Origin of the sequence: Bradyrhizobium sp. IAR9 (genome assembly GCF_013408065.1) — a bacterium.
GTDB lineage: Bacteria > Pseudomonadota > Alphaproteobacteria > Rhizobiales > Xanthobacteraceae > Bradyrhizobium.
Genome location: NZ_JACBZW010000016.1, coordinates 143846 through 160039, shown reverse-complemented (window position 1 = coordinate 160039; position 16194 = coordinate 143846). Strand labels below are relative to the sequence as shown.

General features: G+C 64.4%; 16 protein-coding genes and 1 pseudogene. 12 read left to right on the top strand and 5 right to left on the bottom strand.

Going from position 1 to position 16194, the window contains the following annotated elements; genetic code table 11:
• Positions 1–7: 7 nt before the first annotated feature.
• From rnr to GGD67_RS32990, 3 genes are read left to right on the top strand one after another with little or no spacing between them, the layout of a single operon-like run.
• Positions 8–2377, top strand: a complete 2370-nt coding sequence (gene rnr, locus GGD67_RS33000; protein WP_179738646.1) for a ribonuclease R — start codon at positions 8–10, stop codon at positions 2375–2377.
• A complete protein-coding gene (locus GGD67_RS32995) occupies positions 2371–2811 on the top strand; it encodes a DUF983 domain-containing protein (RefSeq protein WP_179738644.1) in 441 nt (146 codons plus the stop codon). The genes rnr and GGD67_RS32995 overlap by 7 nt, the downstream gene beginning before the upstream one ends.
• A 30-nt stretch (positions 2812–2841) precedes the next feature.
• Positions 2842–3594 (top strand): NUDIX domain-containing protein, encoded by a 753-nt coding sequence (locus GGD67_RS32990; protein WP_179738642.1) that lies wholly within the window; start codon positions 2842–2844, stop codon positions 3592–3594.
• On the opposite strand, the gene GGD67_RS32985 is transcribed toward GGD67_RS32990, so the two are convergent.
• The gene (locus GGD67_RS32985; protein ID WP_179738640.1) at positions 3595–4137 is read right to left on the bottom strand and encodes a hypothetical protein; all 543 of its coding nucleotides are present in this window, start codon (positions 4135–4137) and stop codon (positions 3595–3597) included.
• Between the two features lie 68 nt (positions 4138–4205).
• On the opposite strand from GGD67_RS32985, the pseudogene GGD67_RS39575 reads away from it, so the two are divergent.
• From GGD67_RS39575 to GGD67_RS32965, 5 genes and pseudogenes are all read left to right on the top strand, one after another.
• A pseudogene (locus GGD67_RS39575) lies at positions 4206–4411 on the top strand (hypothetical protein); the annotation flags it as partial.
• Entirely contained in the window at positions 4408–5745 is a 1338-nt protein-coding gene (locus GGD67_RS32980) for an amidohydrolase (protein ID WP_179738638.1), read from the top strand. The pseudogene GGD67_RS39575 and the gene GGD67_RS32980, both read left to right, overlap by 4 nt.
• 197 nt (positions 5746–5942) lie before the next feature.
• Positions 5943–7268, top strand: a complete 1326-nt coding sequence (locus GGD67_RS32975; RefSeq protein ID WP_018321121.1) for an LLM class flavin-dependent oxidoreductase — start codon at positions 5943–5945, stop codon at positions 7266–7268.
• 208 nt (positions 7269–7476) lie between these two features.
• The gene (rpmG, locus tag GGD67_RS32970) at positions 7477–7644 is read left to right on the top strand and encodes a 50S ribosomal protein L33 (RefSeq protein ID WP_007603295.1); all 168 of its coding nucleotides are present in this window, start codon (positions 7477–7479) and stop codon (positions 7642–7644) included.
• A gap of 299 nt (positions 7645–7943) precedes the next feature.
• Positions 7944–8657 carry a hypothetical protein gene (locus tag GGD67_RS32965; RefSeq protein ID WP_245283314.1) on the top strand — a complete coding sequence of 238 codons (714 nt, stop codon included), beginning with the start codon at positions 7944–7946 and terminating at the stop codon, positions 8655–8657.
• A 193-nt stretch (positions 8658–8850) separates the two neighbouring features.
• Here GGD67_RS32965 and GGD67_RS32960 read toward each other — a convergent pair whose 3' ends face one another.
• Positions 8851–10089 carry an MFS transporter gene (locus tag GGD67_RS32960; RefSeq protein ID WP_018321123.1) on the bottom strand — a complete coding sequence of 413 codons (1239 nt, stop codon included), beginning with the start codon at positions 10087–10089 and terminating at the stop codon, positions 8851–8853.
• 129 nt (positions 10090–10218) lie between these two features.
• Here GGD67_RS32960 and GGD67_RS32955 point away from each other — a divergent pair, with 129 nt between their 5' ends.
• The gene (locus tag GGD67_RS32955) at positions 10219–10827 is read left to right on the top strand and encodes a TetR/AcrR family transcriptional regulator (protein WP_179738637.1); all 609 of its coding nucleotides are present in this window, start codon (positions 10219–10221) and stop codon (positions 10825–10827) included.
• A gap of 325 nt (positions 10828–11152) precedes the next feature.
• Here GGD67_RS32955 and GGD67_RS32950 read toward each other — a convergent pair whose 3' ends face one another.
• Both GGD67_RS32950 and GGD67_RS32945 read right to left on the bottom strand, forming a co-directional pair.
• Entirely contained in the window at positions 11153–12526 is a 1374-nt protein-coding gene (locus GGD67_RS32950; protein ID WP_018321124.1) for a PleD family two-component system response regulator, read from the bottom strand.
• A gap of 14 nt (positions 12527–12540) precedes the next feature.
• Positions 12541–12906 (bottom strand): response regulator, encoded by a 366-nt coding sequence (locus GGD67_RS32945; protein WP_008566616.1) that lies wholly within the window; start codon positions 12904–12906, stop codon positions 12541–12543.
• Positions 12907–13147: 241 nt separating this feature from the next.
• Between GGD67_RS32945 and GGD67_RS32940 the strand changes: the two genes are divergently transcribed.
• From GGD67_RS32940 to GGD67_RS32930, 3 genes are all read left to right on the top strand, one after another.
• Positions 13148–13459 (top strand): DUF3572 domain-containing protein, encoded by a 312-nt coding sequence (locus tag GGD67_RS32940; RefSeq protein ID WP_018321125.1) that lies wholly within the window; start codon positions 13148–13150, stop codon positions 13457–13459.
• Positions 13456–14745 (top strand): DNA polymerase IV, encoded by a 1290-nt coding sequence (locus GGD67_RS32935; RefSeq protein ID WP_179738635.1) that lies wholly within the window; start codon positions 13456–13458, stop codon positions 14743–14745. Before GGD67_RS32940 ends, GGD67_RS32935 begins: the two co-directional genes overlap by 4 nt.
• A 316-nt stretch (positions 14746–15061) precedes the next feature.
• Entirely contained in the window at positions 15062–15469 is a 408-nt protein-coding gene (locus tag GGD67_RS32930; protein ID WP_179738633.1) for an ACT domain-containing protein, read from the top strand.
• A gap of 88 nt (positions 15470–15557) precedes the next feature.
• On the opposite strand, the gene GGD67_RS32925 is transcribed toward GGD67_RS32930, so the two are convergent.
• Complete coding sequence (locus GGD67_RS32925) at positions 15558–15959, bottom strand: RidA family protein (RefSeq protein WP_179738631.1); 402 nt, start codon at positions 15957–15959, stop codon at positions 15558–15560.
• Positions 15960–16194: the final 235 nt, after the last annotated feature.

Sequence of the window (16194 nt, the reverse complement as noted above, 5' to 3'; positions counted from 1 at the left end):
AGGTTAAGTGAAACGCAAGAATGACCGTGGCTTTCCCGACAGGCAAGCCATCGTCGCCTTCATCAAGGCAAATCCCGGAAAGGTCGGGACCCGCGAAATTGCGCGCGAGTTCGGCCTGAAGAACGCCGATCGCGTCGAGCTCAAGCGCATATTGCGCGAGCTCGCCGACGACGGAACCATCAAGAAGAAGCGCCACAAGGTGTCCGAGCCGGACGCGCTGCCGCCGACGCTGGTCGCCGACATTACCGGCCGCGACGCCGACGGCGAATTGATCGCCTCCCCCACCGAATGGGACGAAGTCGAGAGTGGCGAGCCCCCCAAAATCCGTATCCAGATGCCGCGCCGGCCGAAGCCAGGCACCGTCGCCGGCGTCCGCGATCGCGTGCTGCTGCGCGTCGAGCGCACGGACGACACCGAAGGCCCGGCCTATCGCGGCCACATCATCAAGGTTTTCGACAAGGCCAAGAGCCGCATCCTCGGCGTGTTTCGCAGTCTGCCCGAAGGCGGCGGACGGCTCGTCCCCGTCGACAAGAAGTCCGCGGACCGCGAGTTGAACATCGCCCCGGCCGACACACACGGCGCGCAGGACGGCGATCTCGTCAGCGTCGACATCGTCCGCACGCGCAGCTTTGGACTGGCCTCCGGGCGCGTGAAAGAGAAGCTCGGCTCGGTCAAGTCGGAGAAGGCGATCAGCCTGATCGCGATCTACGCCCATGACATCCCGCTGCAATTCTCGCCTGCCGCCGAGCGCGAGGCAGAAGCCGCTGAGCCCGCGAACCTGAAGGGCCGCGAGGATTGGCGCGACGTGCCGCTTCTCACCATCGATCCGCCCGACGCCAAGGATCATGACGACGCGGTGCATGCTGAGGCCGATCCCGATCCCAACAACAAGGGCGGCTTCATCGTCAACGTCGCCATTGCCGATGTCAGCTTCTACGTCCGGCCGGGCAGCGCGCTCGACCGCGACGCGCTCGACCGCGGCAATTCGGTCTACTTCCCCGACCGCGTCGTACCGATGCTGCCCGAGCGCATCTCCAACGATCTCTGCTCGCTGGTGCCGGGCGAGCCGCGTGGCGCGCTCGCGGTGCGCATGGTGCTCGGCCCCGACGGCCGCAAGCGCTCGCACAGCTTCCACCGCATCCTGATGCGCTCGGCGGCAAAGCTGAGCTACGCGCAGGCGCAGGCCGCGATCGACGGCCGGCCCGACGACACCACCGGCCCCCTGCTCGATCCGGTCTTGCGGCCGCTCTACGCCGCCTATGCCTGCGCCAAGCGCGCGCGCGACGAGCGCGATCCGCTCAATCTCGATCTGCCTGAGCGCAAGATCCTCTTGAAGAGCGACGGCACGGTCGACCGCGTCGTGGTGCCCGAACGTCTCGATGCGCACAAGCTGATCGAGGAGTTCATGATCCTCGCCAACGTTGCAGCCGCCGAGATGCTGGAGAAGAAGTCGCTCCCGCTGATCTACCGCGTGCACGACGAGCCGACCTTGGAGAAGGTTCACGCGCTCGCCGAATTTCTGGAGACGCTCGACGTTCCCTTCGCCAAATCAGGCGCTCTGCGTCCCACCACGTTCAACCGCGTGCTGGCCCAGCTCGAAGGCCACGATTACTACCCCTTGGTCAGCGAAGTGGTGCTGCGCGCCCAGGCGCAGGCCGAATACTCCTCGGAGAACTACGGGCACTTCGGCCTGAATTTGCGCCGCTACGCGCATTTCACCTCGCCAATCCGCCGCTATGCCGACCTCGTGGTGCATCGCGCGCTGGTCCGCGCGCTCGGCCTCGGCGAAGGCGCCCTGCCCGACAGCGAGACGCCGGAAACCTTAAGCGAGGTCGCAGCCCACATCTCGGTGACCGAGCGGCGCGCGATGAAGGCGGAACGCGAGACCGTCGACCGGCTCATTGCCCATCACCTGGCTGATCGCATCGGCGCGAGTTTCCAGGGCCGGGTCTCCGGCGTCACCCGCGCCGGCCTGTTCGTCAAGCTCGCTGAGACCGGCGCCGACGGCCTGATTCCGATCCGATCCCTCGGCACGGAATATTTCAACTATGACGAGAGCCGACACGCCCTCGTCGGCACGCGCAGCCGCACCATGTATCAGCTCGGCGACGTGGTCGACGTCCGCCTGATCGAAGCAGCGCCGATCGCGGGCGCGCTGCGCTTCGAGCTGCTGTCGTCCTCCAGTGAGACCGCGCCGCGCGAACGCAGGTCATCCGGTCCGCAGCGCCGCCCCTCATTCAAGGCGCATCCCGGACGCAGCCCGGATAGAAAACGCAAGCCGCCGAAGCCAAAATCCGGCAAACCGAAGAAGGGCCAGGGAAAGAATAAAGGAAAGAACAAGGGAAAAGGCGGCGGTAAAAAGGGCAAAGCATGGTGACGATGAGCACGGCCCCAAAAATCTGGACGCGCGAGACGGGTCTCGTCGAGAAGCGCGATCTCTGGACGGCGATGAAGCGCGGCTTTCGCGGCCGCTGCCCGCGCTGTGGCGAAGGCAGATTGTTCCGCGCCTTCCTGAAGACATCAGACGATTGCGCCAGCTGCGGCCTCGATTTCACGCCGCACCGCGCCGACGATCTGCCCGCCTATCTCGTCATCGTCATCGTAGGTCACATCGTGGTGCCCACGATCCTCTGGATCGAGACCAATTACACGACGCCGGTCTGGCTCAGCTTCGCGGCCTATCTGCCCTTCACCTTCGTCGCCTCGCTCGCGCTGCTGCAGCCGGTCAAGGGAGCTGTGGTCGGCCTGCAATGGGCTCTGCGCATGCACGGGTTTGACGAGAACCCTCCGGATGGTATTCCGCCTGTGTAAGCAAGAAGCAAAAAGCGTTTGGGTGAGGACATGACGGATATTGCGCAGGTCGCGGAGAAGGCCAAGGTCCACGAGGAAAAGGAAGCCGATCATCATCCCTATTTCCGTCCGAGGGATGCGGCAACGCTGATCCTGGTCGACCGCAGCGGCGCCATTCCGAAGGTGCTGGTCGGCAAGCGCCACGACAAGGTGGTGTTCATGCCCGGCAAGTTCGTCTTCCCGGGCGGACGCGTCGACAAGGCCGACTATCGCGTGCCCTGCGCTGCGCCCATCACCGCCGAGCTGGAGGCCAATCTCGCCAAGGGCAGCCCGAAGACGCCGGCCTCGCGCGCGAAGTCGCTCGCCATTGCCGCGATCCGCGAGGCCTGCGAAGAAACCGGTCTCTGCCTCGGGCGCACGGCCGAGGGCAAAGTGACAAAGCTCGACGGGCCCTGGAAGCCGTTCGCCGATTCAGGCCTCCTGCCCGATCCCTCCAGCCTGTTCCTGATCGCGCGCGCGATCACCCCACCCGGCCGCGTCAAGCGGTTCGACACGCGCTTCTTCACCGCGGACGCCTCCGCGATCACCCACCGCGTCGACGGCGTGATCCATGCCGATGCCGAACTGGTCGAGCTGGTCTGGGTCGAGCTCGGCTCGAAGCCGCTGGCCGATTTGCATCCGATGACGCGCAACGTGCTCAACGAGCTCCATACCCGCCTTGCCACCGGCCCGCTGCGCCACGATGCGCCAGTGCCGTTCTTCCATTTTTACGGCGGCAAGATGCAGAAGGATATTTTGGGCTAGTCAGTCCGCGTCCGGCTCGGTGCCGACATAATCGCGCGCCGGCAGCTTGAGGACGCGGCCGATCTCGCTTGCGAGCTGATCGGCCTCCTCACGACGCGTGAAGTTCTGAAGCGTGATCGGCTCGATGCCCTTGTTGCCGCAGAGATTGACGTCGTACGTCGTCAGATCCGTGTCGTAGTCGTCGGTGACGCTGATGAAGTGATAGTCGGCGAGACTGCGCGACGAGCGGATGTTCAGCGGGCCGAACTGCCTGGTGATCACGATCTGGCGCAGCGTCTCGTTGAGCACGACGAAGTAGCGGAACGTCAGCAGGATGATGCCGGGGATGCCGACGAGCAGCCCGAACCCCGTGAACACCAGTACCGGCACGAGATCGTCGGCGAGCCTTCCAAAACCGAAAAAGTCCTGGCGCAGGCCGAGCGCAACGTTCCACAGCAGATAGCCACTTGCCGCCAGCAGCGGCAGCGACAACAGCCGGCCGACCCATGGCATGGGCCGGTCGATGCGGACGATGCCGCCGTCCACGGTCATTGCGCCGGCCATTGAAGCGTCTCCTCGCGGGGTCATGGCTTGGTCGGCGCGAGCAGCGGATTGGTTCGACGTGACGCCTCGATGCGGGGCTGGTCAAGCTGCTCTGGGTCGAGCTCGGCTCAAAACCGCTCGCCGATCTGCATCCGATGACGCGCAAGCTGCTCAACGCGACAGCCCGCTCCGCCGCGATGCGCCGGTGCCGTTCTTCCATTTCTATGGCGGAAAGATGCGACGAGATGTGCTAGGTGAAGGGAAAGAGCGCTTGAACAACCGGAGGATCGGATGATGCGCTTCGTAAGGCCTCTGCTCGCTTCCGTGGCGTTGTGCGGCCTGCTCTCGCCGCCCGCCCGTGCGGAGCTCGACGTCGCCAGATTGAAGCAAACCATCGAGACCGCCTTCGAGAGCGAATACCCGAAGCTCGACGCGCTCTATAAGGACATCCACGCCCATCCCGAGATTGCCTTCCAGGAGGAGAAGACCGCGGCGAAACTCGCCGGCGAGATGCGTGCGATTGGTTTTGAAGTCACCGAGCACGTCGGCAAGACGGGCCTTGTTGCCATCTACAGGAACGGTGACGGTCCCACCATCATGGTTCGCACCGAGCTCGATGCGCTGCCCATGGAGGAGAAGACCGGCCTGCCCTATGCCAGCCGCGACAAGCAGATCTGGCAGGGCCGCGAGACATTCGTCGCCCATAGCTGCGGCCATGACATCCACATGGCGAGCTGGGTCGGCACGGCGAAGACCCTGGTCGGCATCAAGGACCAGTGGCACGGTACGCTGATGTTCATCGCGCAGCCCGCCGAGGAAGAGGTCGCGGGCGCAAGGGCGATGATCGCCGATGGCCTGTTCACCCGCTTTCCGAAACCCGATGCGGGGTTTGCCCTGCACGACAGCAGTGGAGCCTACGGCTCCGTCACCTACAGGGTCGGGGTCGGATCGTCGAATGTCGACGGTCTGTTCATCAGATTCGTCGGCCGCGGCGGCCATGGCGCGATCCCGCAGGCGACGATCGATCCCGTGATGATGGCATCGCGCTTCGTCGTCGACGTCCAGAGCGTGATCAGCCGCGAGAAGGACCCGACCGAATTCGGCCTTGTCACCATCGGCGCGATCCACGCCGGCACCGCCGGCAACATCATCCCCGACGAGGCCAGGGTGATCGGCACGATCCGCAGCTTCAAGCCGCAGGTGCGCGCGAGGATGCTGGCCGGGATCGAGCGGACGGCGAAAGCGGTGGCGGCGATGGCGGATGCACCGGCGCCTGAAATCCACCTCGACGAAGGGACCAAGGCGGTGGTGAACGATGCCGGTGTGGTCGGCCAGGCCGAGCGGGTGCTGAAAGCGGCCTTCGGCGACAAGTTCAACGTCAGCCCTGCGAACACGACCAGCGAAGACTACTCGGAATATGTCAACGCCGGCGTGCCGTCGATGTTCTTCAACATCGGCGTTTATGAGCCCGACCGCGTCGCCGCCGCGCGCAATGGCAGCGGCCCGCCGCTTCCCGGCAATCACTCGCCGCAATTCGCCCCGGTGCCGAAACCGACCATCCAGACCGGCGTCACCGCGATGACGCTCGCCGTGCTGAGCGCCTTCGATCAAAGGGCTCGGGGGCAGTAGTCCTCTCGCCTCGGTGTCTGCGGCCTGATCGATTCTCAGATGCGCAATTGCATCTCGCCGCGACGTGGCGGCCCGGAATGACGCGAACGTGCTGAGGTTTGATCGAAAAACGAAAAAATCTTCCCGCCTCCCCCGATGGCGGAGTTCCGCCGCATGCCTATGTCTTCCCGAGCGTCACCAAGAACGGACACCGGGCGATGGCACAACGGCAACTCAAGCTTGGCGCGTTCATGCGCCCGATCAGCATCCACACCGGCGCCTGGCGCTATCCCGGGGCCTGGCCGGACGCCAATTTCAACTTCTCGCACATCAAGACGCTGATCCAGAAGCTCGAGGCCGGCAAGTTCGACGCCTTCTTCATGGCCGATCACCTCGCCGTGCTGAACATGCCGGTCAATGCGCTCAAGCGCAGCCACACCGTGACATCGTTCGAACCGTTCACGCTGCTGTCGGCGCTCTCGGCCGTCACCGAGCGGATCGGCCTGATCGCGACCGGCTCGACCACGTTTGACGAGCCCTACCACGTCGCGCGCCGCTTCGCCTCGCTCGATCATCTCAGCGGCGGCCGCGCCGGCTGGAATATCGTCACGACATCGAACCCGGACGCGGCCCTGAATTTCGGCCTCGATGATCACATGGAGCATGCCGAGCGCTACAAGCGCGCACGCGAGTTCTACGATGTCGTCACGGGCCTATGGGATTCCTTCGCCGACGATGCCTTCGTGCGCGATGTCGAGAGCGGGCTATTTTTCGATCCCGCGAAGATGCACACGCTCGACCACAACGGCAAATATCTGAAGGTGCGCGGCCCCCTCAACATTGCCCGTCCCGTGCAGGGCTGGCCGGTGATCGTGCAGGCCGGCGCCTCCGAAGACGGCAAGCAGCTCGCGGCAGAGACGGCGGAAGCCGTGTTCACCGGCGGCGGCAGCCTCGCCGACGGACAAAAGCTCTATGCCGACATCAAGGGCCGCATGGAGAGGATCGGCCGCGATCCCGAGCATCTGAAGATCCTGCCCGGCGCCTTCGTCGTGGTTGGCGACAGCGTCGATGAAGCCAAGGAGAAGCGCGCGCTGCTCGATAGCCGCGTGCATTACGACAGCGCCATCGCCTCGCTCTCGGTCATCCTCGGCACCGATGCCTCCGGCTTCGATCCCGACGGACAACTGCCTGATATCCCCGAGACCAATGCCAGCAAGAGCGGCCGCCAGCGCATGGTCGACCTTGCCAAGCGCGACAAGCTCACCGTGCGCCAGCTCGCCCAGCGCGTCGGCGGCTATGGCGGGCTGTCCTTCGTCGGCACGGCCAAAACCATCGCCGACCAGATGGAGGAATGGCTGGTCGGGCGCGGCTCCGACGGCTTCAACATCATGTTCCCGTTCCTGCCCGCAGGCCTCGACGATTTCGTCGACAAGGTCGTTCCCGAGCTGCAGCGGCGCGGGATTTTCCGGAAAGAGTATGAAGGGCCCACTTTGAGGGAGAATCTGGGCTTGCCACGGCCGAAAAACCGGTTCTTCGAGGGGTAATCGGGCCGTTTTGGGGTGCTTTTGCCGCTAGAGCCCCGTACGGGGGCTCTAGGTTGTTGTTTTTGACGCGTTTTCTTGACGCGAACCGGTGCCCACTTCGCTTGAAAACGCTTCGAAACCTTGACATCAGGCGGTTTCTGGCTAGGTTGCCGGCCAACGCGGGCCGTTTGGCCGGCTCCAGATTCCCTTCATTCCTGAGGTTCTGAACATGGCCAAAGCGGTCACCATCAAGGTCAAGCTCGTGTCCTCGGCCGACACCGGCTTCTACTACGTCGCCAAGAAGAATTCGCGCACCATGACCGACAAGCTGGTCAAGAAGAAGTACGATCCCGTGGCGCGCAAGCACGTCGAATTCCGCGAAGCCAAGATCAAGTAAGATCGCGGACAAGCTGCTGAGTTTTGCGGGGCCCTCACGGGCCCCGTTTTTCTTTACCTATCCTTCTCCGTTATCCTGAGGCGCGAGCCGTGCGATGCAAAGCATCGCGCGGAGAGCCTCGAAGGATGAACGGCCGAGATGCGGCCGGGCTGTCGCCCTTCGAGGCTCGCCCTGCGGGAAACCGCAGGACGAGCACCTCAGGGTGACGGTCAGAGAGCGCGAGCCGCCGCCACATCGGCGCGCTGCGCTGCAGAGTCGTTCCCAACCGCTTCGCTTCCGCCTTCGTTCTTCGAGCTTCGGTGGACAAGCCGCCCAGCAAGCGCATTCTCTTGTTGGTTGCCATGGCGATGGCGAATTTATCGCTAAGCGATCCCTCAACCCCCGGTTGCTCAATCCTAAATGTCTGTTACCGTGCACATACCGGCACGGAATTTCCGTCCGGATTTGGGAAGGACATGGTCATGAGATTGTCATCGAGCCTTGTCGTGCCTTCAACCATCGCAGCCTTGTCGACTATCCTGCTGTGCGCCCCGGCCGCATCGCAAATCCCGACCGGCTCCGCCGCCACGCTTCCCCCTGTCACGGTCGATGCGCCGAAACAGGTGGCAAAGCCGCACGTGTCGGAGCGGGGAGCAAACACAACGGCGCCGCGTCGAACTGCGTCAACCACTCGAACGGCAACCGCGCGCACGCCTTCCTATGCACCGGGTTCTGTCATGGGGAGGATAGCCAGCCTGGAGAAAGTCGCCAGCAGCTGCAACGGTGGCTGTGCATCAAGCTTCCGGCACGGCAAGGAGCCGTGGATCGGATGCAGCGAGTCGGGCGGCAATGTGAACTATGGACCCTTCTCGCCAACGTGCCGAGACACCATCACCCATTCATCCTACGAGAATTGCGTCGAGACGAAGGTGTTCCTGGGCGAGTTTCGAAACAGAGCCCACTGGTTTTGCAGCAGCCTGCAGGCCGGCAACAGGTTCAAGGTCGCCGATCTCAAGCGCTCAGGACATCGCTAGTCCATACCGCTCGCCGATTGCTGCAAGCGCTTATCCCGATCCGTCATCCTGAGGTGCGAGTGGCGCGATGCAAGAGCATCGCGCCGGGAGCCTCGAAGGATGAACGGTCGAGATGCAGCCGCGCCGTCGCCCTTCGAGGCTCGCCGAAGGCGAGCACCTCAGGGTGACGGTGAGAGATACTAATCCCAGAAGCCTACGCCGCCTTCAACACTGGCGTCGGCGGCTGCGACGGCCTGACAAGCGCGAACGCCACCTGCACGATGCCCCCGGCAAGGCCGAGCGCCACGCCGATGCGCCAGGCCATGGTGTAGGAGCCGAGCGCGTCGTAGAGTACCCCGCCTCCGTAGGCGCCGAGGAAGCTGCCGATCTGGTGGCTCATGAAGGCGAGGCCCTGGATCATCGCCTGCCAGCGCAGGCCGAACATCTCGGCGACCGCGCCCGCGACCAGCGGCCCGACGCCCATCCAGAGGAAGCCCATGATGGCGCCGAACAGCAGCGTCGAGAACGGCGTTGCCGGCAGCATGAAGTACCAGGCGAGCGCCAGCGAGCGCAGGATGTAGATCGCACCCAGCAGCGCCAGCTTGTTCCAGCGCTGGCCGGCCCAGCCGAAGAACAGCGAGCCGAGCACATTGAAGCCGCCGATCATGCCGAGCGTCTGCGCGCTCAGCATCGGATCGAGGCCGCAGATCGCGAGGTAGGACGGCAGATGCGTAGTGAGGAAGACGAGCTGCATGCCGCAGACGAGATAGGCGCAGGTCATCACCACGAAGGAGGCATTGCCGAACGCGGTCCTCGCCGCGGTCGCAGCCGTGGCATCGTCGATCTCGTCGGCAGCCGGCTTCGGCAGCGGGACCTGGTCGACGCGCCCCGCGTACCACGCGGCCGGAATCATCAGCACCGACATGACGACGAAGCCGACAAGTCCGACGCGCCAGCCAAACCCCTCATTGAGCATCTGTCCGATCGGCGCCGACAGCAGCGCGCCGAGCGAACCCGCGCCGGAGACAATGCCGAGCACAGTCGAGCGCACCGTTTCGGGCACCGCGCGCGCCGCCACCGACATCGCGATAGCGGCTGCAGTGCAGGCCAGCGACGTCCCGATCAGCACGCCCGCGCCGATCATGATGCTGACGAGGCCGTTCGCGGTCGCCATCAGAATGAGGCCCACGATGTACATCAGCGCGCCGACGATCATGATCGGGCGGAAGCCGTAGCGCACCGTCATCGCGCCGGCGAGCGGCTGGAGGAAGCCCCAGGCCAGGTTCTGCACCGCCAGCGCCAGCGTGAAATCCGAGATCGAAATGTGGATGTCGTGGGTCAGCGGCTGCATGAAGATGCCGAGGCTCTGCCGCAGCCCCATGCTCAGCGTCAGCATGATCGAGGCGCCGATCAGGATGGGCAATGTCGGACGCAGGACCTGCAGCAGGGGCATTTTCGTCTCCCTTTTGGGCACGGCGCAAATGCCGTCGTCTGAAATATCGGTTGATTTTGGTTACACAGACCTGTGTACATAGGCTATGTTGCGCCCCAGCTGTCAAGCCAAGAGGATGCGCGTCGCTGCATGGCTCCCCCGCCCGCCCCACAGACGATGAAAGAGCGGATCCTTCAGACCGCCGACAAGCTGTTCTATCTGCAGGGCATTCGCGCCGTCGGCGTTGACACCATCGCGGCCGAGATCGGCATCTCCAAGCGCACGCTCTACAACCACTTCCCGTCCAAGGACGCGCTGATCGCGGCATACCTCGAGCGCCGCTTCGTGCACGCATCCCCCTCGGACAAGCCGCCGGCCGAACAGATCCTCGGCACCTTCGATTCGCTGGAGCGGCGGTTTGCAGCCAGGGACTTTCGCGGCTGCCCGTTCGTGAACGCGGTCGCCGAGCTGGGCCCTCAGGACCGCGCCGTGAAGAAGATCGCGGTCGCCTTCAAGGAAAGCCGCCGCCTCTGGTTTCGCGACCGCCTGAACGAGCTTGGTGTGACCGAGGCGGATGCGCTCGCAACGCAGCTGGTGTTGCTGGTCGACGGCTCGATCGCGCAGGACCTCGTGCGGGACGATCCGGCAATGGCAAGAGCTGCGAAGGAAGCGGCGAAGGTGCTGTTGCGGAATGCAGGGGTGGATGTGGGGGATGCGGGGAAGCCGGCGGAGAAGCGACGCAAGCCGACGCCACAATAACCCTTGCCGCATCGTTCGGTGTCATCACCCGCGAAAGCGGGTGATCCAGTATTCCAGAGGCAGCTGTGATTGAACCGAGAGGCCGCGGCGTACTGGATTCCCCGCTTTCGCGGGGAATGACAGCGGAGTTTGTGGAGGAAGCGTGGACGCCTGACTACACGTCAGGCCATTTCGCGACGCTACCAACATCCTCCCTGTTTTGCCCGACGGGTCAAACGGCGCGACGGTCCGCGCAAGCTATCTTTGCCGCGCACGTAACCCGTTGATCCGGCTAGCGCCGGCTACTGTGCATGGGGTTGTTTTCGCGAATTTTGCGCGGGCGGCCTCACGCCGCCTGCGATACCACGCGGTTGCGCCCGTCGTGCTTGGCGCGATACAGCGCGGTGTCGGCGCGCTTGAGCACGTCGGCGACCGCCTCGCCCTTCTGCTCCAGCGTGGTCAGGCCGATCGAGATCGTGACCTCGATGCGCTTGGCGCCTTTGTGGATCGCGAACGGCTCGCCCGCGATCGAACGGCGCAGGCGCTCGGCGACCATGCCGGCGACGTGGAGATCGGTCTCCGGCATCACGATGACGAACTCCTCGCCGCCATAGCGGCAGGCAAGGTCAATACCGCGGATCGACTTGCGCACCCGCACCGCGAATTCACGCAGCACGTCGTCGCCGGCGTCGTGGCCGTAATTGTCGTTGATGGACTTGAAGAAGTCGATGTCCAGGATCATCAGCGCCAGCGGCTTGCCGCGGGTCGAAGCCTGCTCGGCGAGCGTCGCCAGATGGCTCTCCATGTAGCGGCGATTGTGCAGGCCGGTGAGCGCGTCCGTGATCGCCATCTCGATCGAGTTCTGCACATTGTCGCGCAGATGGTCGGTATAGCGGCGGCGGCGGATCTGGGTGCGGGCCCGCGCTAGCAGCTCGGTCTTGTCGATGGGACGCAGCAGATAGTCGTTGACGCCGATCTCGAGGCCGCGGAGCAGCCGCGTCGAGTTCTCGGGGTCCGCAATCGCCAGGATCGGCACATGGCGCGTGCGCTCCAGCGAGCGCGCCTGGCTGCAGAGCCTCAGGCCGTCGAAATTGTTGAGGTCGAGCGAGACGATCAGCAAATCGTAATTGCCCTCGGCGGCGTGGAACAGCGCCTCCGTCGGGTTCGGCTCGACGTCGATGGTGTGCTCGGCGGCGAGGATCGTCGCCAGCCGCTCGTAGGAGGACGGACGGTCGTCGACCAGCAGGATGCGGCCGCCCTTGCCGGTGTCGGCCACGGCGCTGCGCTCGGGCGCCTGCATGCCGATCTCGAGCGAAGTGATGGCGCGCATGCGCAGCTCGTCGGTCATCATCTTCAGCCGCGTCAGCGAGCGCACCCGCGCGATCAGCACGACGTCGGAGACGGGTTTGGTCAGGAAGTCATCGGCGCCCGCTTCCAGCCCCCGGTTACGGTCGGACGGACTGTCGAGCGCCGTCACCATCACGACGGGAATGTGGTGCGTGGCCGGATCGCTCTTGAGGCGGCGGCAAACTTCAAAACCGTCGATGTCGGGCATCATCACGTCGAGCAGGATGATGTCGCATTCAGCGCGATGACAGATCGCCAGCGCCTCGGTGCCGTTCGAGGCGGTCATCACATCGAAATATTCGGCGGACAGGCGGGCTTCGAGGAGTTTGACGTTGGCAGGAACGTCATCGACAACCAGGATACGCGCGGACACTGTGAACTCACTTCCTATCCGATAAAACGCCGGACCGTCTCAATGAATTTGCCGACCGAGATCGGCTTGGACAAATAGGCCTCGCAGCCGCCCTCGCGGATGCGCTCTTCGTCGCCCTTCATCGCGAACGCCGTGACCGCGACGACGGGAATGGCGCGCAGCTCCGGATCGTCCTTGATCCAGCGCGTCACCTCGAGGCCGGAGACCTGCGGCAATTGGATATCCATCAGCACGAGGTCGGGCCGCATCTTGCGAACGAGGTCGAGCGCCTCGTAGCCGTTGCTGGTGCCGGAGGTCTGGTAGCCGTGCGCCTCCAACAGGTCGCGGAAGAGCTTCATATTGAGCTCGTTGTCTTCCACGATCAGGACGGTCTTAGCCATCCCGCCCTCCTGATTGGTCCGAAGGACCCATACATGTAACGCCTCAGGCGCCGCTCGCCGGCGCTTCGAAAACTGGATTCAAACTAGCCTCAGATTCGCTTGAGTTTCGTTAAACCCGAGGGTCGACTTTCTGCGATGTGGTTTCCAGTTGCTTGCCTGGGTCGGAAGACTCAGGGCCGAGACTCGGGCATGATGATTCCAAATTAGAGACCGAAAGTTAACGGAAAGGCAAACCGTCCCCTTGAAAAAGCCTGTTCACAACCCCCGCGAAGTCGCTGAAATCGTTGCGATTCAGGCGCTCTCTTTCGTTGCGAGCGATCCCGAGCGGCTGGGCCTGTTTCTGGCCGAGACAGGGGTCGGTCCGGAGACCCTGCGCAATGCCGCCGCGGACCCCAATTTCCTGCTCAGCGTGCTCGATTTCGTGCTGCGCGATGACGCCACTGTGAAGGCCTTTGCCTCGACCGCGGAACTGCATCCGACCAACGTCGCGGCGGCGCGGCAGGTCCTCGGCGACGCGCTCGGCGACCCCTCCTGGGAGCGTGACGTGCCGTGACCGTTCCCGACCCGGCCGGGCCTCGTTGCTTCTGCCGGGATTGTTCGGCCGATCTCGACATGGGCGTGCGGCGCTGTTCCGCCTGCGGTTCCCCTCGCCTCGTCCGCCACCGCGCGCTCGCGGGCTTGACCATCGCCCACATCGACTGCGACGCCTTCTATGCGACGGTCGAGAAGCGCGACAATCCTGACATTGCCGACAAGCCGGTCATCATCGGCGGGGGAAAACGCGGCGTGGTGTCGGCCGCCTGCTACATCGCCCGCACCTATGGCGTGCGCTCGGCCATGCCGATGTTCAAGGCGTTGGAAGCCTGCCCGCACGCGACCGTGATCCCGCCGGATATGGCCAAATATGTCCGCGTCGGCCGCGAGGTGCGTCAGGCCATGCAGGCGCTGACGCCGCTGGTCGAGCCGCTCTCGATCGACGAGGCCTTCCTCGATCTCTCCGGCACCGAACGGGTGCACGGCATGATCCCGGCAAAGGTGCTGGCGCGCTTTGCCCGCGACGTCGAGCGCGACATCGGCATCTCCGTCTCGGTCGGCCTGTCCTGCAACAAGTTTTTGGCCAAGATCGCCTCCGACCTCGACAAGCCGCGGGGCTTCGCCGCGCTCGACCAGGAGGAAGCGCGATCGATGCTTGCCGAGAAGCCCGTCGGCTTCATCTTCGGCGTCGGACCTGCGACGCAGGAGCGCCTGGTCCAGCGCGGCTTCCGCATCATCGCCGATCTGCAGAAGGCCGACGAGATCGAGATGATGCGGCAGTTTCCGAGCGATGGCCGCAGGCTCTGGCGGCTCGCCCGCGGCATCGACGACCGCCGCGTCGAGCCTGACCGGGGCGCCAAGACGATATCGAGCGAAACCACCTTCGAGACCGACATCCGCGATTTCGCGACGCTGGAGAAGATCCTGTGGCGGCTGTGCGAGAAGACCTCGTCGCGGCTCAAGAGCAGCGAGCTTGGCGGCTCGACCGTCACGCTGAAGCTGAAGACCGCAGATTTCCGCCAGCGCACGCGCTCGCAGTCGATCGCGGCCCCGACCCAGCTCGCCGCAAAGATCTTTGCGATCTGCCGCGAGATGCTGGCCAAGGAGATCGACGGCACCGCCTTCCGCCTGATGGGCGCCGGCGTCAGCGCGCTGCGCGAGGGCTCGCCGGCCGACGACACCGACATGCTCGACCGCCGCGCCGCCCACGCCGAGCGCGCGGTGGACAGCCTGCGCAAGAAATTCGGCAGCGCCGCGGTGATCCGCGGGATCGCGTATGAGGGCCCGGAGAAGGCGCAGGAGTGATCGGGACCTGCTCTGCTCAGTCGCGTTCAAAGATCCGTGCCCCCGGATAGGCGCGCCTGGCATACTGGACGACCAGCTGCCGATCCTGCGTTTCCAGGAACGGAGTTCGGATCTGACAAGACCCGACAATGAGGTGCCACAAACCGTTGAGCTTTCGAATGACGACATTCATTGAGCTTCCTCGCAGTGACCCGAGTGGACTCAAATTGTAAGAATCCGCCGCCGTCACTCAATTGTACGAGCGTAAGGTCGGCGTATGAGAAGGCTTAGAGGAGATATACAAAGGTATGTTGGCCAAGGCTTCAGGGGTTGGCCCGTGACAGGGGAACGCGATCTCGACGCGCTGCTGAGCAACATGAAGCCGGAGATGCTGAACGGCACCTTCGTGTTCTGCGCGATACCGCAGAACGAGCCCGTGCCCGCAGGGCTCAATCCGCTGCTGACGTTCCGCGAACAGGAAGGCACGACGCTCGTGATCCCTCGCGAAGAGGCCGAAGCGGCGGGGCTTCGCTACGCGTTCCCCTCACGCCTGATCACCCTGACGGTTCACTCTGCGCTCGATGCGGTCGGCTTCCTGGCTGCGATCACGGCGCGCCTCGCCGACGCCGGCATCAGTGTGAACGCCGTGTCGGCCTTTCACCACGACCATCTCTTTGTGCCCGCCGACAGGGCCGACGAAGCAATGGCCGTCCTGCGAGAGGCGTCCAAAGCGAAGCACTTGTAGCCCGGATGGAGCGCAGCGAAATCCGGGGCAGTGCGTCCTCAGCGGCAGACTTCCCGGATTGCGCTGCGCTCCATCCGGGCTACGAAAATCAATCCGCGACCGCCACCGCCTCGATTTCGATCAGCCATTCCGGCGCTGCGAGCGCGGAGACGCCGACCAGGGTCGACGCCGGCGGCTCCATGCCTTCGAAGAAGGCCGAGCGGGCCTTGCCGATGATCGGGCGCAGCTCCGGCTTGTAGTTCACGACGAAGGTCGTGATCTTCACGATGTTGGAGTAGCTCGCTCCGGCCGCCTTCAGCGCGTGTCCGAGATTCTGCATCACCTGCGTGGTCTGCGCGGCGATATCGCCCTCACCGACGATCCGCCCCTCCTCGTCGGTCGAGACCTGTCCCGAAATGTAGATGGTGCGCGCGCCGGTGGCGGTGACGACGTGCGAATAAGCGGGATTGTGATGCAGGCCGCTGGGACGGAGATGATCGAGCTTGGGCATGGGCTGGCTCCCTGAGGTTTTTGGTTAGGATGGAGCGTAGCGGGAGATCATGACAAGAGCTAGATGCGACGCGCAACACTCGTGCACCGTCATCCTGAGGTGCGCGCCATGCGACGCGAAGCGGCGTATGGGAAGCCTCGAAGGATGCACGGCCCCGCTGATACGGCCGGGCCGTCGCCCTTCGAGGGCCGCTGAAGAAGCGGCCACCTCAGGGTGACGGTGATGGTGTGCGCGG